Raw genomic sequence first — 23137 nt, 5'->3', positions numbered from 1 at the left:
GATTTTTCGAGCTAAAAAGATGTAAAATAATCTTAGTAGCTTGTGAAAAGGAGCAGGGAAATCATGACGGGATCTAAGATGCAAATGCAAGTAACAGCAGAATGGCTGGGGAAGCGCCGTTTTCAAGCAAAGGGTCCAAGCGGGTATCCTGTAGTGATGGATTCAAGTGAACAGTTCGGGGGCGAAGACTCCGGCAACAGTCCATTGGAGCTCATTCTCGTTGGGCTTGTGGGCTGCATAGGGATCGGAGTCACGAAGCTGTTGGAAAAAATGCGCCAGTCTCTGGAATCGCTCGACATTGTAGCAGATGGTATTCGTGAAGAGAGCCTTCCACATGCGATTATAGAAATTCATTTGACCTTTAATGTAAAGGGGGCGGTAGCTCCCTCTCGTATTTGGCAGGCGGTCAAGCTGGAAAGCGAGCAGTACTGCCCGGTAGCAGCGTCACTAAAGGCGGTTATTGTCCCGCATGTGGTGCTTAACGGAATCGACACACCGGCGCCCAGTCCGGAAGGACTGGAAGAACAGCAATAATAATAAAGCAGACTGTTTAAGGGAGAACCTGCTTAGACAGTCGCAAACAGTAGAAAGCAAGCTTGTACCGACCCCAAGCGCAATCGCACAATAATGCTTATTTGCTGGAAGCATCCATACAAGGAAGCCGAGCTTTCCGATTGACGGAGAGCGTTGGCTTCTGCGTAAGGATGCTTTTTCGTTATATTCCATAAAAAATGCCAATAGCTATTGAAGTTGTTGAGCGAACATGATATTATTACAATTGACTAATTGACCAAAAACAAATTATAGTCATTTTATCGGATGCAACAACTTTACTGAAGCTCAACTGCTGTAGGTTCCTCACACCAAGGAGGATTTATTTTTTAATTAAAAATGACCAAAATACTATATTGGTCATTTAGTTCATTGTGGAAGGTGATGGATAATTGAATTCGCTGAGAGAAGAATGGAACCTGATGCTGCAAGGAAAATACATACAAAGAGCGCTAATCACTCCGTTAATACTTGCGCTGGTATTCGGATACTTATTCAGCCAAAGTCAGCTGAACGAGAGCAAGATTGTAGTTATTGATGAAGACAATAGCCTCTACAGCCAGCAGTTAATCAACAAAATAAATGCTTCACAGTATGCCGATGTTATGGCAGTGCTTCATGAAGATATAGATCCGAAGACATTGCTGTATAGTGAAAAATACATGGCTGTTTTATATTTGCCTCATGGCTTGGAAGAGAACAGGTATCAAGGAAAACCATCGAATGTCGGCCTTCTGGTCGATTATACGGTACCTTCCGCAACGGCCAACTTGAGAGCGGGAGTATCCGAAGTATTGGGATATGAGAACTCCAGTGCGCCTGCTTTGGGGAAACTGAAGGCGATAGGGATGAATGATGAGCAAATTAACGGTACCTTATCGAGTATCACTCTTCAGCAAAGGCTCTTGTTTAATCCGACAAATAGTCTTGTCAATTTATTGGTTATCGGGTACGTGACCATTGTTTCTCTGGGTAATTTGTATAAAGCCACCATATCGATTGTAGCCCGGATGCGGGAAGAAAATAGGCTGATTGAAGAACTGAAGCGACCCGTTGGTTTACTGCTTAGAGTGGTTCCTTACGCAGGGGTATTTTTTGTCTCTATGGTAGTCATGATAGGGGCATTGAAGCAATTCGGGGGCTTGCGCTTTGACGGTAATGTGCTGGAATTTATGCTTCCCTTAAGCTTGTTTTGCATAACAAATGCCTGGTTTGCAATGCTGGTCGGCTGGAATGCGGCAACTCAGACTAAAGCAGAAAACCGGGTACAGCTTTTGGTTTCACCTGCTTTTCTATTATCGGGCGTCTTGTCACCTATCATGCTGTTTCCAAGCTACGTTCAAATGCTAAGTAATACTATTCCCGCGACATGGTACTTTAAGTTGTTTCGAGGAATGGGGCTCCGGGGTGGCGGGCTGGAATATTTCATGGAGGATATCGCGGCCTTCTTAATCATGATAAGCATTGTTCTTGTGCTGCTAACCTTGCTTATTGTACGAGAAAACAGGAAAGCGAACGCGGCTTCCAAACCGCTTCTACAGCTGCCGCTTAAGACCGAAGCAAGTAACAATATGACCGTGTGACCATATCACCATATGACCTTAGGAGAGGGGAACTATAGATGAAATTGAAGAAACAAGTGATTGTGGTATTGGCCTTAGCTGTGTCAGTTGGGGCCGGAGGCTGGATGCTTCAAGCGCAAGGGAAAGACGCTGTTACATTAGCCGGTGTAAGCAAGAGCAGTATCCTGACAGCCGAACAGGTTAACATCTCATTCCAAGGAGTAGGCGGCAAAATAATTGATGTTCGAGCCCTGGAAGAACAGAAGGTGAAGACAGGAGATGTGCTTATGGTCCTCGACTCGACGGATTTGGATTTGCAATTAAGAAAGGCGCAGACGGATGCGGATGTAACGACGTTAAAGATCAAGCAGAGTCAGGACAGTATTGACGTTGCCTTGAGTAAGCTGGATAACGCGGTCAAGCAAGCGAGAATTGGATTAGCTCAGGCGGAAACCCAGCAAGCGCAGGTTGAGGAAGGCGCACGCATGGAAGATATTGAACGGCAGAGGCTGGCCGTTGCAGGTGCCGAGGAAGCCTACTCCCATGCTGTTAAGCTTCAAAATCAATTGCTGAATATGGAAGAAACCTACGATTCGAATCCATATTCCTATAAGGATCATCGCGATGCAATAGAGAATACGAGGAGTCAAGTAGCAGCACTCGCCAACGCCAAGGAACAGCAGCAAGCGGTGCTCGATAAAATGGTCAATGGAGCGACCGATAAGGAACGCAAGCAGGCGGGGATACAGACCGAACGTGCACAGGCGACGGTTGAGCAGCAGCAGCTGGTTCAAGGCGATATTGACAATCAAAAAATTGGTCTAGATGCGTTAAACAAGCAGCTGGAGCAGCAGCAAATTGCGATACAAGCGTTGCAAATACAGAAGGACAGGCTGACCTTGAGGGCCCCTTCGGACGGGAAAGTTGTTAAGCTGCTTCCCAAGCTTGGCGAGAATGTAGGCTCGGGGGCGCCTGTCGTTGTTTTGGAGACCGGTAAGATGTACTACGATCTTTACGTGGATGAGACTCAGGTAGGCAAGTTTAAGCCTGACGGTGTTGTTCCGACACATTTCGCAGCTCAACAGGGCAAGATCGATGGAGTCATTCGTTTTGTGACGGTTGCTCCACAGTTTGCGGCATTGCGAATGAGCCGGGAGAAAGGTACGGCAGATTTGAATACATTCCAGGTACGTGTGTATATCGAGAAAAGCGATAGTTTGCTGCCGGGCATGACGGCTGAGGTACATATCAATGAGGTGGATAACAAGCGTTAAACCTATCGTTAGAGCTACAGACAAGATAAGGCAGAACAAGACAGAACAAGACAGAACAAGACAGAACAGACAAGACAGGAGTGATTCACATGCTTACTACCAATCAGCAGCTCAATAATGATTCTATAAGCAGGAAAAAAAGCAGCTTATTCCGCTGGAGCACAGCTTTTGCGTCCGTGCTGCTAACAGCTTCAATCCTTACACCCGCGTTCACTGCTCCCACCGCTGCATGGGCAGAAGAGGTTACGGATAACGTACAGCAGCAAGCTGCGGCACCCTATGCATTAACGGACTCGCTGCAGGTTGAGGTTAAAAGCTTGCTCAATGAGAAGACCAACGATGGAACCCGTCTCGCTGCAGTGATCCGCGTCAAAAGTCAGGGGACCAAGGCTGTTAAGTTCCCCGACCTCGATCTAAGAGTAACAACAACAGATGGTCAGGAATACACCCTTCAAGCTAGCGTCCTAAACGCGCATGTGATTCGCTCTCAAACCGTCGAAGAGCTTAATTATTACGTGGCTGTGGATCGCAATGATGTTTTCGGGCTCACTGAACTGACCTGGTATTCCGTGGATTGGTACGCCTACCCTAAGAAAGAAACCGTTCAATTGTCGATTCCCGTTAGTGGAATCAGTTGGAACGGTCAACTATCTGTGCCGCAGAATCCAGCGGACAACAGAAGCTGGGGAGAGCCGTTCGTGCTGCCTGCCGCCATCGATTCTCCGATTCGATACACTCCGGTGTCCGTGAGCAAGGACTTTGGACCGGACGGCCCGATTAACAATATTGTATTGTTAGCTGAGAATCCATCCGATGGCAGCCATACGGTGCCGGATTTCACATTGGACGGCAAGGCTGAACCAGGAGCATCCAATAAATTGGTTTTCAACGGCAAGAGAGTGGAGCAGGGGCCCATCGAGTTGGAGCCCAAGGCAAAGAAGTACATTCATTACACGATTCCAACGGATAAGGACACGGTACTCAACTCATTTAACGTACTAACAACAGAGACCTTCCAGCAAGTAGACGCTAAGGGTCAAGTGAGCGCCATATCCTACAATGTCGGACGATATAACATCCAATTGCCATCAGGTAACGGCATTTCCGCTGAATTCGCAGAAGCTCCCGTCTATGAAGCGGAAACAGCCTTTCATTTTGATTCAATCTCGAATGCAATTGACCCGAATCTATCTATTTCACTGGTAGAGTTTCATAAATACCTGAACGAAGGCGAGGGCTACCAAACAGCTATTGCCAAATATATGCTGACCAACAATGGGGATATCCCGGTACCGCTTCCTGTGTATCAAACGAAGCTGTTATCTCAACAAGGCCAGAAGTACAACGGGACCAGACAAGCGGCAGCAGCATCGGAGATTATGCCTCATTCCAGCTATGTAATCAGTTATTCGTACAATCTGCCTTCGGATTTGGAAGATAACCAGATGGTTGTATCCTTCTCAGACGGCAAAACGGCAGGAGTTACAGGTTCGTCTTTGGGAGCGTATAAGGTATCCTTCCAAGCTTCGGATCCAACCGCAAGTGAGATGTCATTTTATCCATTTAATGTAAAATTGAACACATGGACTCTGAATGCACAAACCTATGGTTCTACTACATCCCCTATCACTTACACTTACAGGCTGATGATGGATTTGGATATAGTACGGAATGAAAAAGTTACAGTCGATCAAAATTTTGCCAAGCTGCGTTTGGAGCTCATTGATCCTACAGGTAAGCAGATAGGTACCAAGGACCTTCCATTTACAGGAACGAATCGTATAATCAGCGGCAAACAATTCATTAAATTCGATAATCTTCGCACAGATGAACAAGAGTATCCACTGACGATCCATATGTATGAGGTCATTGCTACACCGACAGGTGAGGCTAAAAGGCTGGTAGGCATACTGAAGCAATAATAGCTGAACCGGAAAGCAGCAGACTTGGGCGAATAGTATTTATTCTTTCAGTCACTTTATGTGGTTACATTGCAATCCTGCCTCGAACATGGTAAGTTTTTATAAAATGACCATATGACCTATTTCGGTATGTAGTTCGAGTTTACAAAATCCGGTTGCTGATCCGGAAAGGCCGATGTGGCGCTGTCTAATATAGCCAAGCATTTTGAGTGAAAGAAGAGGTGGCCTATGTCCAAGGTTGATAAAAAGAAATTAATACTGGCTGCGGCCACGCAATCGTTTTCCCAATTTGGCTACAAGGCGACGACGATGGATTTGGTTGCTAAAATTGCGAATGTAGGGAAAGGCACGATATATACCTTTTTCACAACCAAAGAAGAGCTGTTCGAAGCCATATTGCAAAATGCTATGCTAGAAATGAAGGACGCTATACACAAGGGAATGCGTGAAGAAGATACATTTTTTCAAAATTTATTCAGGATGCTAGATTTACTGCTGGAGTTTCGCGCATGCCATGAGCTTTTTATTAAGCTGGCCCAGGAGTTTCGTGATATTGGAACACAGCAGGCACTGGAAGGCTTGCAGCGTTTGGAGAGCAGTGTTTTGGACTATTTGCGACAAGAAATTGACAAGGCGATTCAGAAGGAGGAAATCAAATCCTATGATTCTGAGGTGCTTGCTTTCACAATCCTGAAGCTTTATCTTGCCCTTGCCACGGATTGGACTAAATCGCAGACGCGGAAGCCCCTAGATAAGGAGCAAATTATGGAGTACGTCCGTTTGTTCGTTTTAGATGGGTTGACGACGGATAAGTCAATAAAGCTGTGAAGAGGTTCACTGAATATATAATAAAGGTGCCGTCCTAGAGGGTACAATGGAATGAGTCAGTCTTGAAATTCAAACAAAGAAGCTTCTATCCCATTTTAAGAGTGGGGTGGAGGCTTTTTTGTTGTTAGGAGATAAAAGTATAGGTTTGCTGGGTTCCCCGAGCACTTCAGAAGGGCTACCAACCCATACATCAAAGGAAACATAACATCAACAACGGCGGTACTTCCCCATCCCTCCCTCCCTCGAAACGTACAAACGCAGATCGTACAGCAAGGATGGCGTGTCCAATTGACTTTACTCAACCGTAACGACGCGCTTCTTCCTCAAGGTTTTTCCAACGCGCGCGAATCCCGGGCGCGCGTTGCGGCATTGCATGGCGGTCGGTCGAACCCCACTGCGTATCTGGTCACTCTTGGCATTTTGCCGGACGATAGGAATGGTTAACTGGAATTTCTGGAGCTAATTTTGCCATCCCATCGTTTATAAAGAGTCTAACTGGAAAAGCTCCATCTAATGAAGCTCTTATGGTGAAAAAACGGCGTATATGATGGGATTAACAGGATGATTTCCTGTTATTTGGGTAATTTGTCTGCGTGGCCCGATATTAGCGTGAGGATTTCCCGTTAATCCTGGTAGAACCCTGCTCCCCATTTATCCAATCACCTTTGCTTTTATTTTCAATAGGATTGCGCCATGCGCCAGATCAGCATCGCGAATAGGCTATGGACACTAATAATACGTAAATTAAATTACAACAACAAATTTATGTAATAAAATTTACAAAAATTCAATACCAAGTTTACACTCCTCAAATAGTTGATCGGTATAATTGCCTTCATGAAGCTATAGGAGGTAATCATTCTAATGAAAAAATCATTGCGATTTACCAAAATTTCCGTGCTGCTGGTTGCTGCTATATCCATGTCGCTTACCGCTTGCGGGTCCACTGGGCCAAAAGGGGGGGCTGCCCCTGTACAAGCTGGGGATGAATCGAAGCTGTTCGGGTTAAGCAAGACAGAGACACCGGATGAGCTTTATGAAAAAGCCAAGAAGGAAGGGAAAGTGGTTGTCTATTCTCCTTCCGCACGTGCCAATGATGCGAAGAAAACATTTGAAGCCAAGTATCCGGGCATTACGGTCGAAGTGTTCAAGCTGAAGTCTAATGATTTGATGGACAAGCTCATTAAAGAGCAGGATGCTGGCTTATTTAACGCCGATGTGATCATTACCAAGGAAGTCAGCGGCGCTGTTGGCGAGGAGATGGTCAAGCCGGGTCGAGTGTACAAATATTTGCCTGAGGATATCGCACCGAATGTGGATGAACCTTTTCGCACGAAGGACGGGTACGCCAACTATTTGGAAATGAGAACCTTGTACTACAATACGGAAGCTTACAAATCTGCTCCTGTCTCAAGCTGGTGGGATTTGACGACACCGGAATGGACAGGCAAAGTATACTTGGTTGACCCGCTCAGCTCGCCTGCTTTTATGGATTTGTTCACAGGGATGGTAGTTAATAGCGATGACATGAAAAAGGCTTATAAAGATAAATTCGGTAAAGAAATTGAACTGCACGGAACAGAAAATGCAGGCTACGAATTTATTAAACGTCTTAGAGAAAATAAACCTGTTGTCCTTAAAGGCAGCGGCGATGTGCTGGATGCAATCGGTAAAGCCGGGACCAAAAGCCAGGCTGTAGGAGTTGCGGTATCGGGAGACGAACGCAAAATCGAGGATGACGGCTTGAAGGTTGCCCCGATCTATGACATTAAGCCCAAAACCTCAGTACCTGATGCAGGATATGTGTACATGGCTCAAAAGGCGCCGCATGAGTATGCCGGCAAATTGTTTATCCGTTGGATGATGGGTGAAAAAGACGGCAAAGGCGCTGGTGTGGAGCCATTTAATGAGCTGGGCTCATGGGTTCCGCGTTCGGATGTAAAAAGTAAAAATGCGATTCCGTATGAAAAGCTGAATATGTGGACTTATGAGGCCAAAGGGTTTTATACCAATTCTGCAAAAGTAAGAGATTTTTGGATCAAGCTGAAATAATTATCGCAAGTTGAAAGGGAGTTAGCACAGATGGCTAAAGGAGAGGCTTCAAGCCTTATGCCAAAGGAGCGCTTGGTTCGTCTCAAGAACATCGCTAGAAGGATTATCACCAGTCCGGTATATCTTGTTAGTGCATTGTCACTATGCGTTCTTGCTTACACCATATTGCTGCCGTTATGGCAGATCATTCAAACTACACTGCTCTGGCAGCGCCAGGACCTGCGTCTGACACCAGAGGCGAATCCGGGGCAGCTAACGTTGTTCCATTGGCTGAGGGTGCTGGACAGCGATATGAGCCAAGCGTTGTTTTACAAGCCAATACTCAACTCTGTCAGCGTTGGGATTACCGTATCTCTATTGTCAATGCTGCTGGGGACGGCAATTGCCTGGCTCGTGACCCGTACGGATCTGCCTTTTAAGAAAATGATTGCCTTCTTGGCTTTGATTCCGTATATGCTTCCATCCTGGATCATTTCGTTGGCATGGTTAATTGTATTTAAAAACGAGAAGATCGGCGGCAGTGACGGCTTGCTGCAAGCGGTGTTTCATATTAATCCCCCGGATTGGCTATCCTATGGCTTCTTGCCTATTGTGGCTTCGCTTACGATCCATGACAGCGTGTACTTTTATTTATTGGTAGGCGTTGCGCTTAGTTCAATGAATAGTCAGCTTGAGGATACTGCCAGTATTATGGGAGCAAGCCGTCTGACAATTTTAAGGAAAATTACGTTGCCGCTGGTGCTGCCGGCTATTCTTTCCGCATTGATTCTTACGTTTACCAAGGCGATGGGATCTTTTGGCGTACCAGCTTTATTGGGGCTGCCTGTTGAATATTACACGATTGCGACTATGCTTTACAGCGCTATGAGAAACAGAATGACGACCGAAGCTTACGTATTAAGTCTGATTCTCATGTTTATTTCGATGGTCACGATCTATTTCAACCAGAGGATGATAGGAAAAAGAAAAAGCTTCGTCACGATCGGCGGCAAGGACGGCAGGAAGACGCTGACTCCTCTTGGCAAATGGCGAGTGCCGGTAGCGGGCGGCACGCTGCTGTTCATGCTGGTCATCGGTGTGTTTCCATTAATCTTGTTGCTGTGGCAAACCTTTATGTTAAAGGACGGAAACTACAGCTTCAGCAATCTGACCTTGCATTATTGGACCGGTGAATCGAATTTCAAAATTGCCTCCGGGGAGCCTGGTGTGCTGCGTAATAATGCGATGTATCTGGCGTTAATAAATTCGCTGAAAATTGCTCTCATTTCCTCGATTATAGCGGCACTATTTGGTTTGCTGCTTGGTTATGTTATATCCAGAGGAAGGAAACTTTTGATTGCACGCTGGATTGAACAGATTTCATTTTTACCTTATCTAATACCGGGCATTAGCTTGGCAGCTATTTATATTTCGATGTTTGCCAAACCTATATTATTTTTGCCGGCCTTATACGGTACGCTTACGCTGATAATTTTGATCTCCATAGTTAAGGAGCTGCCTTTTACAACCCGTGCCGGCAACAGCGCTATGCTTCAGGTAGGAGGAGAGCTGGAGGAGGCCGCCGTAATTCAGGGAGCTTCCTGGTTCCGCAGGTTTTCCAAAATCCTGCTTCCACTCAGTAGAAAAAGTCTGATCAGCAGCTTTTTGCTCGTATTCATAGGCGTAATGAAGGAGATGGACTTAATTATTTTACTGGTTACTCCGACGACGGGAACGCTGACGACCCTTACATTTTGGTATGCGGAAAAAGGATATTTTCAATTTACCGACGCCATTATTACGATCATTATTGTCATCATTATGATTATGTACTTTTTGGCTACGAAACTTGGAAAAGCAGACCTGACGAAAGGGCTTGGAAACTGATATGAGCATCATTCAATTAAGCAACGTCAATCAATATTTTGATAAAAACCATGTGCTGAAGCAAATCAATCTGGAGGTTGAGGAAGGCGATTTCATGACCTTTCTGGGACCATCGGGCTGCGGAAAAACGACAACGCTGCGAATTATTGCGGGCTTGGAGAAACCCGAATCCGGAATCGTTACCATTCAAGGAAAGATCGTAGACCATGGAGAAATGCATGTCCATGCGGCTCCATCGGCAAGAGGATTGAGCTTGGTATTTCAAAGCTATGCGCTTTGGCCGCATATGACTATTTTCGATAATGTTTCTTTCGGCCTTGAAGTCAAGAAAATACCTAAGGCGGAAATTAGGAAGAAGGTAGAGCTTGCACTTGAAAAAATGCGTATTCGCGATCTTATAGACCGCTATCCTTCCGAATTATCGGGGGGGCAGCAGCAGCGGGTTGCCATTGCCAGAGCTATTGTGACAGAGCCGAAAATTCTTTTGCTGGACGAGCCGTTATCCAATTTGGATGCCAAGCTGAGGATCGAAATGAGAACCGAGTTGAAAAGATTGCATCGGGATATGAAGACAACGATCATTTATGTGACGCATGATCAGGTAGAGGCGCTCACAATGTCAACGAAGATTGCGCTGTTTTTTGACGGGAAGATTGTGCAGGTGGATACGCCGCGAGGCCTATATAGGAATCCCGGTACGCTTCAAGCGGCTGATTTCATCGGGAATCCTAGCATCAATTTGATTGAAGCGAGATCTGTGGAGGCAGAAGGAATGCTGCGGACGACATCCAGCTTGGGCCAATTGGACTTTTTCTATGAAGGGCATCAGAGCGGTGAAGTTGTGCTGGCCTTGAAGCCGGAAGATATTCATATTTCCAGGCTGCCATCGGAGGGCGCGATTCCATGCCAGGTTTATTCCGTTCTGCCCGCGGGGTCTGAAACCTTGATCCAATTGCAGCAAGGCGACAGGGGCTTGTTGGCGAAGACGATTGGGGAGGTTGATTACGAGATGGACAGCACAGTATGGATTTCTTTCCCAGCCGACAAAATCAATGTGTATGACAAGCTGTCAGAGAAATTAATATCAAAAAACCGCATTTAAACTTAATTGGGGATATAGGAGCTGTACTGCTTTCGCAGCGCAATGAAATGCTCCAGCTGCTTTAATGTAGCTTCCTTGTTATGCATCCCTGCAGCGACAATCAGGCTTTCGACTAACGCCATCGGCGCTACCATAGAGTGGAATTCCCACATTTGGCCGCGGAATGAATAAAGAACGATATCAGCTAAAGCATTCATATCGGAGACAAGCTGGTCCGTTATTAATATAGTTGTATAACCGGTTTCTTTGGCATGGCGCAGAAGTATTTCAGTTTCGGCAAGCATTCTCACAAAGCCGAAAATAACAACCGTGTCCTCCTTGTGAAGGTGGGCAAGAGCTTCGAACAATTCGCGACCGCTCTTTGGAGTTGTCGTTGCTGCATAACCGAAGCGGGTAAGCCTGAATTGCAGCAGATCGCCTAACGCTTCGGAAGGTCCGGGAGCGAAGATGTGTATATGGCGCGAGCGGTTAAGCGCTTGGACAGCTAGGTTGAAGTCCTCACGTGAGAGATGGGCGGAGGTTTCTTTTAAATATTGAATACTAAGATCAATCATATCGCCCGGCAAGTCATCGGCGCCTACTTTGTTCAGCAGGTTCTGAATCTTATTGGCAGGTGAAATATCCCCGTTCTCATGAATGAGGGACAGCTTATAATCCTTGAGGTTTTTGAAGCCGGCAGCTTTCCAAAATCGGGATACGGAGGCAATGCTAATTTGCAGCTCGGAAGCCATATCCTGCTCGGTAAGTGTAACGATTCTGGTTCCGTTTTTTTCGATAAAATCAGCTATCTTTTTTTGATTGGCTGACATGTTTTCCAGATTCCATTTGAAACGCTTGTCCATGAGGATGTCCCCCCTTTCTTGAAATAATAATATCATACAACTAGGAGAGAAGAGAATGAAAATTGATTTCCACACCCACGTGAAGCTATCCAAGAAGGTGACGTTCTCACCGGAATATTTGCAAGAAAGCATACTTGAAGCCAAGGGAAATGGGCTTACGGCAATCACATTGACGGAGCATTTTAATACAACGCGATTTTTTGACATTTATGACTTTCTTGACAGTAAGTATGCTTATCATGAAGACTATTACGATATTGACGGCTTTAAGCTGTTTGCAGGTATGGAGATTGATGTGAAGGAAGGCGGGCATATTCTGTTCATTGGAAACCGGAAGGACGTACGGAAGATCCGTGAGCAGTTGAACGGTCATGAAGAGGAAGGAAGCTTTATCTCTGTAGTTGATTTATTTCGAATGGATGGGGTCAGCGATATGATCAAAATTGGAGCTCACCCTTTTCGGGAATCCAATCCGCTGCATCATTTGCCGGAAGACATTCTTAGGCAGTTCGATTTCTTTGATCTGAACGCCAAGGATTTATACAAATACGGGATATCGGCTATGCAAGAGCAAGTTAACGATTTTGCCCAAAAGCTGGGCGTGCCTGTAGTCGGTGGAAGCGATACTCACCATCCTTTACAGTTTGGAAGTGTTACTAATGTTCTTGAAGAGGAATGCAGCACCATCCCGCAGCTCAAGCAAACCATTCTTAAAGGTAAATATGAACTGGAAATTTCCCCGTGCTTGATGACCAAGGTAAAGGCAGCTTCGATGGTTAAAGAGGTAATCAAAGCAAGCATGAAGAACGGCTAATACGTCTTTTTGTTAATAAACGATACCGACTAACCCCCTCATAGATGTGTAAAAGATAGAACCTTCAAAACCACTTTTATAGCGGTTTTGAAGGTTCTTTTTGCAAGCCAATATTAGGGTCAAGCTTCGGAGTAGTTTCATCCTTGGAGAGCATAAAATCATCGAGGCTAAGGTCTGCTTTGCTCTGATTACAGAGCATACAGGCGCATACACAATTAACGGGTGTTGTATGACCACCCTTCGCCCGAGGCAGCAGGTGATCGATGGTATCGCCGTATTCTCCGCAGAAATAGCAGGTGTATTGGTCGCGCTCCAATATATACTGACGAAAGGTCTTATTGCTGTACACGCGGAGTACGGTATTGCGGTTTATGACGATGGCCGCATGCTCTCGTACAAGGGTAACGGCTGTTTCCAGATCCGTTTCCTGCTGCCAGCGACGGCCTTTATCCGTTCTCCCTCGCATCCTTAAGATGCCTTGCCGGTTTGGGACAAGTATGGAGGCGTCGGGTCCTCCCAGCTTTGGCGGAGGTGCAGGAAGCGGCCGGTGGGCTATTCGCCTGGGGGGCGAGGATTGCGGCTCTTGCCGCTGGTCCTGTGACCTTTTGGCGTCTTTCAGCCGCTTGCGGCAAGCTTTGCAGGTTCCGCGGCGAGACTCTTTGCCTGAACGTTTGCCCGTTCTGCGAAGAAAGTCAGCAAGCAGCTTTGGCATTTTGCAGCTCGTGCATTGTTTATATCGTAGGTTATCCGATTCCATACCGGGTTGGCTTGCTAAATCCTGCTGATTCTGCTCCAATATGACCACCTCAAAAAAGTGTTGTTACAGCATAGATTAACTCTATTGTACAACAAAATGTTTTTTTTCAGTAATCATGCCACGTAACAGTGAAAAATAGCGGGCATTGACAAAATGGTTGATTCGAAATATGTTATAATTGAAAGTAAACGAAACTAATAAAATAACTAAACGAAGTTAAATAATTTCATTTTGTAGAAGGGCAGGAGCATTCATGGCATTAGTATCATCCACACCTATGCTGCAGCAGGCAAGAAAGCAAGGATACGCGGTAGTAGCCTTTAACGTTCATACGTTAGAAATGCTGCAAGCCGTAGTTGACGCTGCGGAAGAGAGCCATTCGCCGCTTATTTTGCAAACGACTGTAGGAACTGTGAAGCATCTGGGTATTGAATATATTGCAAATGCGGTACGAACAGCGGCGGAAAAGGCGCGAATACCGATTGCGCTTCATTTGGACCATTGTCAAAGCTTCGAGCTCATTATGCAATGCATTCGAGCTGGCTACACTTCAGTTATGATTGATCAGTCGATGCACCCATTTGAGAGAAATGTAGAGATGACCAGGAAAGTGGTCGAGGTAGCCCGTGCATTGAATGTGAATGTAGAGGCTGAATTAGGCAAGGTTGGCGGTGTTGAGGACGATATACATGTTGATGAAGATATGGCATCTCTTGCAGATCCCAATGAGTGCCAGCGTTTTGTTGAGTTGACGGGGGTATCGACACTGGCGCCAGCCATAGGTACTGCACATGGTATATACAAGGGCGAACCGAATATTGATTTTCAAAGAATTGAGGCAATTGCGGGTAGGGTTGAAGTGCCGCTCGTGCTGCACGGAGGCTCTGGAATCCCGGAAGCGCAGGTGAAACGGTGTGTAGCATTAGGAATGGCCAAAATGAATGTAGCGACTGAGTTAAAGAACGCATTTACGAACTCTTTGCAGCGTTTCTTTGTCGAGCATCCGAATGATCTGGACCCGCGCTCTTACATGTCTATTGCCAAAACGGTTGTTAAACAATTGGCGTTACAAAAGATGGAGCTTTGCGGCTGCACTAATAAAGGTTAGCTGCCGGGGGCTGAGAAGGTGGCGAATAACATTCCGAACACATATCTAATCGGTATTGATATTGGTACTTCCGGTTGTAAGGTCGCCCTGTTCGATACGGAAGGTACCGTTGTATTTCAAGGAACAGAGCCATACCCAACTCATTATCCACAGCCTGGGCATGCGGAGCAAAATCCGAATGATTGGTGGCGCGCAGTATGTGTTAATCTTCAAGCTATGTTTAAGCAAACAGGCGTACTACCCGGTCAGATTAAGGGAATAGGGGTCGATGGACAGAGCGGGGCTGCAATTCCGGTTGATCGGCAAGGACAGCCATTGAGGAATGCCATCATTTGGTTGGACCGCAGGGCTGCCCCACAATGTGCACAATTAATCCAAACAATCGGCCCGGATAGGCTGTTTGAGGTTTCCGGAAATCCGATGGCACCTTCCTATGTCACGGGTAAAATACGTTGGATTCAACAGAACGAGACTGAAGTTTATAAACGGACATCCAAATTTTTACAGTGTAATAGTTATATTGTATATAAGCTGACAGGGGAATATTCCCAGGATGTGTCGCAAGGCAATGGTCTTCATGCTTTTAATATTGGAACAAAGTCATGGGATTATAATCTTGCTGAGCAAATGGGGATATCCCCGGAGCTGCTTCCTCCTATTTATGAATGCAGTGATATAGTGGGCGGAGTGACCGCTCTTGCAGCTTCGGAAACCGGCTTGGCCGTTGGAACGCCCGTCGTAGCAGGTGGACTGGACGCAGCATGCGCTACGCTGGGTGCCGGCGCCATCCATGTTGGAGAGGTTCAGGAGCAAGGAGGCCAGGCTGGTGGTATGAGCATTGTGATGGACCAGCCTATCAAGAACGAGAAGCTGATACTTAGCTGTCATGTCGTAAAAGATATGTGGATTCTGCAGGGGGGAACGGTAGGAGGCGGCAGCTTGAACTGGCTGAGGCGAGAATTTGCTGGTGAAAGCAAGGATTCGGGGCAGTTCTTCCAGCAAGTTAATGAAGAAGCCATGCGTATTCGGGCAGGCAGTGAAGGGCTCGTGTTCCTTCCCTATATGGCTGGGGAGCGTTCGCCAATCTGGGACCCCGAGGCCAAGGGTGTATTCATCGGCTTATCCTATGAAAAAACAAGAGGGCATATGGCTCGGGCCATTATGGAAGGCTGTGCTTTCGCTTTGCAGCACAATCTTAGGACCGCTGAGGAGAGTGGAGCCCGGATTAACATCTTGCACAGCACCGGGGGCGCAGCTAACAGTGCGCTTTGGACTCAAATTAAGGCGGATGTGACGGAGAAAACATTCAAGGTCTCTTCGTCCGACTCTGCAACTACGTTGGGCGCAGCCATCTTGGCGGGCGTGGGAACCGGAATTTACCGGAATTATGAAGATGCGGTGGCGAGGACTGTACGTATGAGCCGCGAGCAAATGCCTAATTCGGATAATCAGCAAATATACCGGATGGTTTATGATATTTATCTGGAAACATATAGCAGACTGCAAGATTTGTTTCCGAGGATGGGAGGGTGAACCTTATGAAAGCAGCCGTATTGTATGCGCCTAATGATATACGAATAGAAGATATTGATATTCCTGCTTTGGAATCCCATGAAATCTTAGTGAAGGTGAAAGCAACGGGAATATGCGGCTCTGATTTGCCGAGAGTTTTGGGAGAAGCAGCTCATCATTATCCTATCGTGCTGGGACATGAATTTGCCGGGATCGTAGACCAGATAGGCAGCGGAGTTACCCGAGTGAAAGTTGGCGACAGAGTCGTAGGGGTACCGCTCAAGCCTTGCAGGCAGTGCGATGATTGCCGCAGCGGCAATTACGCTCAATGCAAGCACTATTCCTTCATTGGCTCCAGAGTCAATGGAAGCTGGGCGGAATATGTTGCGATTCCTGAAGACAATGCGATCCTGTTCGGTGAGGATGTAAGCTTTGAAGAGGCCGCATTGGTGGAACCATCGGCAGTAGCTCTGCATGCTTTGCAACTAATCCAGTTTCAAGGCGGAGAGCATGTGGCCATTCTGGGCGGCGGCAATATTGGTTTGCTCGTTCTGCAATGGGCCAAAATATTGGGAGCAAGAGAGGTTACGGTATTCGATATTGATGAACAGAGATTGAAAACAGCGCAATTATTGGGAGCTGATCATGTCATTAACTCGCTGAATTCCGGGTCCGAGGATAAATGGAAGAGCATCACAGGTGGTAAAGGCTTTGGTGTAGTCATGGAAACCGCAGGCTCCGACATAACCATGAGACAGAGCTTTGAGTTAGCTGCAAATAAAGCAAAGGTTTGCTTCGTGGGGACCCCTGTGCGTGATTTGACATTTTCGCATAAACAGTTTGAGCAGATGAATCGCAAAGAATTTACGCTGACAGGCTCATGGATGTCTTATAGCGCACCTTTTCCGGGAAAGGAATGGGAAACGACGCTTCATTTTTTGCGTAAAGGCCAACTGAATTTCAAAGATATCGTATTCAGCAGATTGGAGCTGGATCAGATCAACGAAGCTTTCGACTTATATCGAAAACCCGGTGCAGTGAAAGGTAAAATCATGCTGCTCAACCGTTGAATATTTAAGCTGAATTACCAATAATCCTAAGTCTTCCTCACCAATCAGCCAATTGTCTTTTCAGTGCAAATTCTTTATACTACTGTGTAAACGAAATCAATCGGAATATAACGAAACGAATATATAGATTTGTGAGGGAGCCTTAATGGAAACAGAGCACGTGGGCCGCAAGATGAGGGGTTTGGAAAGGCATCAATTCATTATCAACTATTTGAAGCATCATAAGAGTGCGGATGTTTCGTTCCTGAGCTCAGAGCTGAAAGTTTCGGAAGTCACGATTCGCAAAGATTTGGAGAAGCTGGAGCGCGACAAGCTGCTCCTTCGAAGTCACGGGGGCGCCGTGGTTAATGAGCATTTGTTCCTGGAGCCCTCTTTTGTAGAGAAGGAGGATAAATTTACAGCGGAAAAATCGGCGATTGCCGAAGAAGCCGCCAAGTTCATTAAGGATGGAATGACGATAGCGTTGTCGACAGGCACGACGATTGGTCGTATGACATCACGGATTAAGGATCGAACATCATTGACAGTCGTTACCAATGCCATTAACATAGCTACAGCCATGATGGGACTTGACAGTATTCAAGTTTTTTTGACTGGCGGCCATATTCGTCCCCATACGTTTGCGCTTGTCGGAGAAACAGCAGAGAAAGCTTTGGATGGCGTATATGTGGAATATGCGTTTATTGGAGCTAATGGATTCAGCATAGATCAGGGATTAACGACTCCAAGCATGGAAGAGGCCAGAGTGGTCCGGAGAATTATCGATCATGCCGAGCATGTGATTGCGCTGCTGGACTCCAGTAAATTCAATAAAGTGGCTTTTTATCGTATTGTTAACATAGATAAGATTGATACTGTAATTACGGATAGGGATGCTCCGTCCGGTGTCATTGACCAGCTTCGTGAGAAAGGAATCCGAGTTATACTTGCGTGAAAGATTAGTTGAGGATATGGGTAGGAATTAAAAATAATTCCTATCGTTTTATAGGGGTTTAAGATTATAGCATATGAAAATAAAGAAAGCAATAAAATGCTTGAATTTTCCAAGTGGATATAGTAATGTACAAGAGTAGTAATTGTACGTACTATACTAATGATAATCAAAGAGGAGGAATCGACCGTGGAAAAAATGTGCATGGAAATGATGATGGGTATGTGTATGGAAGACATGATGTGCAAGATGAGAAGCATGAAGATGATGATGGACAAAATGATGGAAATGAACATGATGGAAAACATGGATATGAACATGATGATGTCCAAAATGCAAGAATGCGATGAAATGATGACTATGATGATGACTATGATGCGTGAAATGAAACAAACTTCGATGTAATTCAAGCTACATACAGCATGTTCATTGACCAAAATGAAGATGCCGGTTCTATGCAGAGCATTTGTTTGCATGCATTATGATTTATCGCCGATAAAGCAGCCCAACTGCTTTATAGAACCATGCCACTGGCAGAGCGGATCACTGCATGCCATTCTATTTTATATACGTATTTCTTTAATCCTTCTCGAAATAACAACCCTCTGATTCCTCAGCTCCCAAACCTGTTCCCTCAAAGTTTCGATCTGACTGCTATCTTTACTCTTCCGAAGCTGTTCGTAAATCTCCAACATCTTACCATTAATCATATCGAACATTCTCCATAGGTTATATTGAAGCGTTTCTTGCAACTCATGCTGAATATGGGTGTCTTTATTGCTTAACGTCTGCAAAATCTGCTGCTGCCATTCGGTGTCGCCAAGCTTGCGGGCATAGTTATAGAGATCCAGATAATCGTCTACCCACAATAAGGATATTTGTTTTGAAGTAGAAGAAATCATTATCAGCATCTCCGTTCGAAATTTAGTAGTGTTCTTATACCGAGTATTATACTAGGAATTATCAGAAATGCAATAGTGAAATATAAATTTTTCTTTTTGGGTTTGGATGTATGGTTTTAGTTGATTAAAAAACTTTCAGCATCTATGATGAATATGAGTCCCACTGAACAGTAGGAAATCGGCGGGAATTATTGCATATATTGAATTCGTAAGGAGTGTGTGGTAGTGCGCAGACGTTTGGTCATAGAGGCAGTTATGCTTGCTATTTATGGAGAGATGCTAGTTCCGGATAGGGATGTGGAGTATCTTGTTCCCTATTCAACTATACAGGAGCTGTACGAGCTAAGAGAGAGCAAGGAGCCTATTATGCCGGAGTCGGATGATGAAATCCATGTGCGGACGAAGATTAACGAGCTTATCAACATGACGGAAGAGCCGTTTAACCGCAAAAAGATTGAGCGCGCACTGTCAGTTCCTTGGGCCAAAAGCTCGCCTCTGCCATTGAACAGTAAAGTAACTCTTACTATTATTTATGCAGTGGAGAATGCGGAATATGGAGAACAGTTCGACCCGATAGAAACGGATCTTATATTGACCTCCCTTCATGAGAAGGTGCCCATGCTTACGGACCAGCCGGAATTTGTGGATAGACTGATTGAGGCAGAGGTTCCGGTGCAGGTGTATGACATGGATGATTTCGAATATGCAGTCGAGGGAGATTGAATAGATCATCATGCAGATCACAGCCCCCATTCGAAAAGTGCTTCTAATGAACGCCTCCTCCAATATTATATTTAACTATATCGGTATTTTTGTGAATTTATATATTTGGGAGCAAGGGCACAGCATATTTGATGTTACGTGGTTTAACCTGATCTTGTTCATGACTTGGAGCATGGCTTTTGCGATTGGGTCGAAGCTGCTGACGATTTACACGACTCGAGTACTTATTCGAATGACGGCTCTATGCGGAGCTTTGACGTTCTTGCTGCTTACTTCGCTCACATTGGATAATCGATTATTATGGATAGCTATTATTGCTGTTCCGGTTGGTATTATGTGGGGATTTTATGCAGCTTCGCAAAACATTACGTTGTCGGCTTTTGGCAAAGGCAAGGATTTTGAGGTGTACTTTTCAATCGCGACTATTATCGGTCAAACGATATCTATCGTAAATCCGGTTGTGTTTGCTCTTATTATAAAATGGATTGGATATTCGGGTTCTTTTCTACTCATGTTTGTGTTTGTAGCCATACTTATGACGGTATCGTTTATGATTCCGCCTATTACGTTAGCTGGGGAAAAGCAGCCGTTATTTCAAAATATGCGGTTTTCAACTGTATTTTCCTATCCGGCAATTCGGTGGATGGTCCCTTCGTGTTTAGCCGCGGGGGTATTTTTGCAGTTTCAAGGCTTGTTTGCTATCATTTTTACGTTTTCCGTTTCCAGTGACAAATTGGTTATCGCCTTGTTGAACGTGCTCTATGCTGTTTCGGCAATTATAGCTATGGTGCTGCATCGGAGGCTGAATATTAACGGGGGCATATGGCTGAAGGTCGGAATGATCGCTATAGCCGTAGGCTTTCTGGTGGCTCTGCTGCAGCATTCTGTTTTTCTGGTATTGTCCAACATATTAACGACAGTGGGGCTATTCTATTTTGGAACCGTCTGGAACAGCGATCAATTCCGCATTATTAGCCGACACACCTCGATTGAGCAGGCGAGAATCTTGCTTTGGAGAGAATGGTGTTTAAATATTACGCGGATTATGATGTTGATTCTTATACTGTTTGTTCAGGATTTGAAGGGCGGGATATTCATCGCATTGCTTGGGTTCGCCCTTGGTTGTGCATTCCTCATTCCTTTCTTTTCGCAAAAAGGTGCGGAAGCATTCGCTCGTCAGATGGACGGAGTGGAAAAGTAGGGGACGAAGAAGCAAGGGATGGAGCAGCAAGTATAACTTCTTCGAAGTATTTCGAATTAGACTTGTATAGGAAAAGGAAAGGCGCTGAACACGTGATTATCGTGACTGGCGTCTTTTTTTGACATATCTGCACATTAATTCCCTCCCACCACGCACACACGTATGAGTTTGCACAATGAGAGCTTTAGATCTTGAACGAACTTCATGATCAGGGGTGATTAAGGATGATCAAAGGGAATTTTTAATGGATAGCTGCTAAGCTGCTATGAGCCCTGAAGGATTTGAACGGAACAAAACTTCCGTTATTCCATCTGCGACCTCCATTTTAAGGCGATAGCGGAAGGCGGAATTCCGTTATTGGGGGAGAATGGGAGCATATTGAACACAAACAGAGAGATAAGGGAACTGGCGGTTCCTTTAAAGCTCTGTTTTTTGCGTTTTTTCTATGATAAAGGAACAAATGCTTCCGCTAGCTATGAGTAACGGGACGAAGAATATGCATAATAAGATTTCCCCGTATTCGGAGATTTTTCTACTTTTTTAAAGAAGTTTTTCCATTCTTTCCCTTGGGATTCGGATATACAATTAGCATTAAATAACGATCCGAGGTGTGACAGGATGGGCGAAACGCTGGTTTACATGGAAGGTATCGATAAGCATTTTCCAGGTGTTCACGCACTTGATCAATGTCGGTTCGAATTGGCAGGCGGGGAGGTTCATGCGCTGGTAGGTGAGAACGGCGCCGGTAAATCAACGCTTATGAAGGTGCTGACAGGAGTCTATCAGAAAGATGGGGGCCGCATTCTCTACAAAGGGGCGGAAGTGGAAATCCCCCATACGAGGGCCGCACAAAAATTAGGTATCAGCATTATTCATCAAGAGCTTAATCTGATGCCTGACCTAACGATAGCGCAAAATATTTTTATCGGCAGGGAGCCGCGTCAACCTTTCAAGCTATTTTTGGATGAAAAGTCGCTTAATAAACAAGTGCAGCTGCTCTTTGACCGGATGAATCTGCAGTTGGATCCACGTATGCTGGTGTCAGAGCTAACGGTAGCCAAGCAGCAAATGGTTGAAATTGCGAAAGCGCTATCTTTTAACTCCGAAGTGCTGATCATGGATGAACCTACGGCTGCGCTAACGGACGCTGAGATTGATGAGCTGTTTCGGATTATACAGCAGCTGCGAGACAACGGTGTAGGGATCGTTTATATCTCTCACCGAATGGAGGAATTGAAGCGGATTACCGATCGCATTACCGTCATGAGAGACGGCTGTTACATTGATACGGTCCAAACCGCTGAAGTATCCATTGATCAGATCATTTCCATGATGGTGGGGAGGGAGATTTATAATGCTGCCAAGCCTGCGGTGGATAAGGCTGACAGTGAAAAGGTGCTTGAGGTAAGGCATCTCAATCAAGGCTCTACATTGAAGGATATTAGCTTTCACTTGAAAAAAGGGGAAATACTCGGCTTTGCAGGTTTGATGGGAGCGGGACGTACAGAGGTGGCGCGTGCTGTATTTGGAGCGGACCCGTTTGATTCGGGAGAGATCCAAGTGTTTGGCCGGAAGGTACGGATTAAACATCCTCATGATGCCGTAAAGCATGGGATAGGCTACCTGTCCGAGGATCGCAAACGATTTGGGCTCATGGTGGAGATGGATGTGAAAACGAACATGGCCATTTCCTTTTACCGTAAATTCAGACGGGGATCGGGTTGGATGAAGGACAGCAGCATCCAGCAGACTGCCGAGCATTTTGTTGAGGCCTTGAAGGTGAAAACGCCAAGCGTAGATCAATATGTAAAATACCTTTCAGGCGGCAATCAGCAGAAGGTGGTTATCAGTAAATGGCTGGTGCGCAATTGCGATATTCTGATTTTTGATGAACCAACAAGAGGCATCGATGTAGGGGCAAAAAGCGAGATTTACAAGCTGCTCGATGAGTTGGCATCTCAAGGTAAGTCCATTATTATGATCTCTTCTGAGCTGCCGGAAATATTGCGCATGAGCCACCGGATTCTGGTTATGTGCGAAGGCAGAATAACAGGAGAGCTGAGCAGCCAGGAAGCAACGCAGGAAGCCATTATGAAATATGCAACCATACATAAATAGG

Annotated in this window: 20 protein-coding genes; 17 read left to right on the top strand and 3 right to left on the bottom strand. The window is 45.5% G+C overall.

The features are described 5' to 3' along the window. Positions 1 to 63: 63 nt before the first annotated feature. From NV381_RS18245 to NV381_RS18210, 8 genes are all read left to right on the top strand, one after another. Positions 64 to 534 (top strand): OsmC family protein, encoded by a 471-nt coding sequence (locus tag NV381_RS18245; protein ID WP_258214728.1) that lies wholly within the window; start codon positions 64 to 66, stop codon positions 532 to 534. A gap of 410 nt (positions 535 to 944) precedes the next feature. Beyond that, on the top strand, positions 945 to 2135 hold the full coding sequence (locus NV381_RS18240; protein WP_258214727.1) for an ABC transporter permease: 1191 nt from the start codon (positions 945 to 947) through the stop codon (positions 2133 to 2135). Positions 2136 to 2173: 38 nt separating this feature from the next. Beyond that, a complete protein-coding gene (locus NV381_RS18235) occupies positions 2174 to 3388 on the top strand; it encodes an HlyD family secretion protein (RefSeq protein ID WP_258214726.1) in 1215 nt (404 codons plus the stop codon). Positions 3389 to 3477: 89 nt separating this feature from the next. Further along, positions 3478 to 5310 carry a hypothetical protein gene (locus NV381_RS18230; RefSeq protein WP_258214725.1) on the top strand — a complete coding sequence of 611 codons (1833 nt, stop codon included), beginning with the start codon at positions 3478 to 3480 and terminating at the stop codon, positions 5308 to 5310. Between the two features lie 228 nt (positions 5311 to 5538). Continuing rightward, the gene (locus tag NV381_RS18225; protein ID WP_258214724.1) at positions 5539 to 6138 is read left to right on the top strand and encodes a TetR/AcrR family transcriptional regulator; all 600 of its coding nucleotides are present in this window, start codon (positions 5539 to 5541) and stop codon (positions 6136 to 6138) included. 864 nt (positions 6139 to 7002) lie between these two features. Beyond that, positions 7003 to 8190 (top strand): ABC transporter substrate-binding protein, encoded by a 1188-nt coding sequence (locus tag NV381_RS18220; RefSeq protein WP_258214723.1) that lies wholly within the window; start codon positions 7003 to 7005, stop codon positions 8188 to 8190. A gap of 30 nt (positions 8191 to 8220) precedes the next feature. Further along, positions 8221 to 10056, top strand: a complete 1836-nt coding sequence (locus NV381_RS18215; protein WP_258214722.1) for an ABC transporter permease — start codon at positions 8221 to 8223, stop codon at positions 10054 to 10056. Position 10057: 1 nt separating this feature from the next. Continuing rightward, a complete protein-coding gene (locus NV381_RS18210; RefSeq protein WP_258214721.1) occupies positions 10058 to 11158 on the top strand; it encodes an ABC transporter ATP-binding protein in 1101 nt (366 codons plus the stop codon). Positions 11159 to 11160: 2 nt separating this feature from the next. On the opposite strand, the gene NV381_RS18205 is transcribed toward NV381_RS18210, so the two are convergent. Continuing rightward, complete coding sequence (locus tag NV381_RS18205) at positions 11161 to 12000, bottom strand: MurR/RpiR family transcriptional regulator (protein WP_258214720.1); 840 nt, start codon at positions 11998 to 12000, stop codon at positions 11161 to 11163. Between the two features lie 55 nt (positions 12001 to 12055). Between NV381_RS18205 and NV381_RS18200 the strand changes: the two genes are divergently transcribed. Then, positions 12056 to 12814, top strand: a complete 759-nt coding sequence (locus NV381_RS18200) for a PHP-associated domain-containing protein (protein ID WP_258214719.1) — start codon at positions 12056 to 12058, stop codon at positions 12812 to 12814. Between the two features lie 76 nt (positions 12815 to 12890). Here NV381_RS18200 and NV381_RS18195 read toward each other — a convergent pair whose 3' ends face one another. After that, positions 12891 to 13610 (bottom strand): HNH endonuclease, encoded by a 720-nt coding sequence (locus NV381_RS18195; RefSeq protein WP_258214718.1) that lies wholly within the window; start codon positions 13608 to 13610, stop codon positions 12891 to 12893. Positions 13611 to 13824: 214 nt separating this feature from the next. On the opposite strand from NV381_RS18195, the gene NV381_RS18190 reads away from it, so the two are divergent. The 5 genes from NV381_RS18190 (at position 13825) to NV381_RS18170 (ending at position 18597) form a co-directional block, all read left to right on the top strand. Beyond that, positions 13825 to 14679, top strand: a complete 855-nt coding sequence (locus tag NV381_RS18190; protein WP_258214717.1) for a class II fructose-bisphosphate aldolase — start codon at positions 13825 to 13827, stop codon at positions 14677 to 14679. An 18-nt stretch (positions 14680 to 14697) separates the two neighbouring features. Continuing rightward, on the top strand, positions 14698 to 16212 hold the full coding sequence (locus NV381_RS18185; RefSeq protein ID WP_258214716.1) for a xylulokinase: 1515 nt from the start codon (positions 14698 to 14700) through the stop codon (positions 16210 to 16212). 5 nt (positions 16213 to 16217) lie between these two features. Beyond that, complete coding sequence (locus tag NV381_RS18180) at positions 16218 to 17261, top strand: galactitol-1-phosphate 5-dehydrogenase (protein ID WP_258214715.1); 1044 nt, start codon at positions 16218 to 16220, stop codon at positions 17259 to 17261. Positions 17262 to 17406: 145 nt separating this feature from the next. Next, positions 17407 to 18195: a DeoR/GlpR family DNA-binding transcription regulator gene (locus NV381_RS18175; RefSeq protein WP_258214714.1), complete on the top strand. Its 789-nt coding sequence runs from the start codon at positions 17407 to 17409 to the stop codon at positions 18193 to 18195. 186 nt (positions 18196 to 18381) lie between these two features. Further along, a complete protein-coding gene (locus NV381_RS18170) occupies positions 18382 to 18597 on the top strand; it encodes a hypothetical protein (RefSeq protein WP_258214713.1) in 216 nt (71 codons plus the stop codon). Positions 18598 to 18755: 158 nt separating this feature from the next. Here the strand turns inward: NV381_RS18170 and NV381_RS18165 are convergent, their stop codons facing one another. Beyond that, complete coding sequence (locus tag NV381_RS18165; protein WP_258214712.1) at positions 18756 to 19094, bottom strand: hypothetical protein; 339 nt, start codon at positions 19092 to 19094, stop codon at positions 18756 to 18758. A gap of 225 nt (positions 19095 to 19319) precedes the next feature. Here NV381_RS18165 and NV381_RS18160 point away from each other — a divergent pair, with 225 nt between their 5' ends. From NV381_RS18160 to NV381_RS18150, 3 genes are all read left to right on the top strand, one after another. After that, positions 19320 to 19817: an ADP-heptose synthase gene (locus NV381_RS18160; RefSeq protein WP_258214711.1), complete on the top strand. Its 498-nt coding sequence runs from the start codon at positions 19320 to 19322 to the stop codon at positions 19815 to 19817. 10 nt (positions 19818 to 19827) lie between these two features. Next, on the top strand, positions 19828 to 21018 hold the full coding sequence (locus NV381_RS18155; RefSeq protein WP_258214710.1) for an MFS transporter: 1191 nt from the start codon (positions 19828 to 19830) through the stop codon (positions 21016 to 21018). Positions 21019 to 21636: 618 nt separating this feature from the next. Continuing rightward, positions 21637 to 23136, top strand: coding sequence for a sugar ABC transporter ATP-binding protein (locus NV381_RS18150; RefSeq protein ID WP_258214709.1), 1500 nt, complete (start codon positions 21637 to 21639; stop codon positions 23134 to 23136). Position 23137 lies beyond the last annotated feature (1 nt).

The organism is Paenibacillus radicis (ex Xue et al. 2023) (genome assembly GCF_024722015.1).
Lineage (GTDB): Bacteria > Bacillota > Bacilli > Paenibacillales > NBRC-103111 > Paenibacillus_S.
Note: the sequence above shows the minus strand (reverse complement) of the source record. Positions and strands in the feature narration are given on the sequence as shown.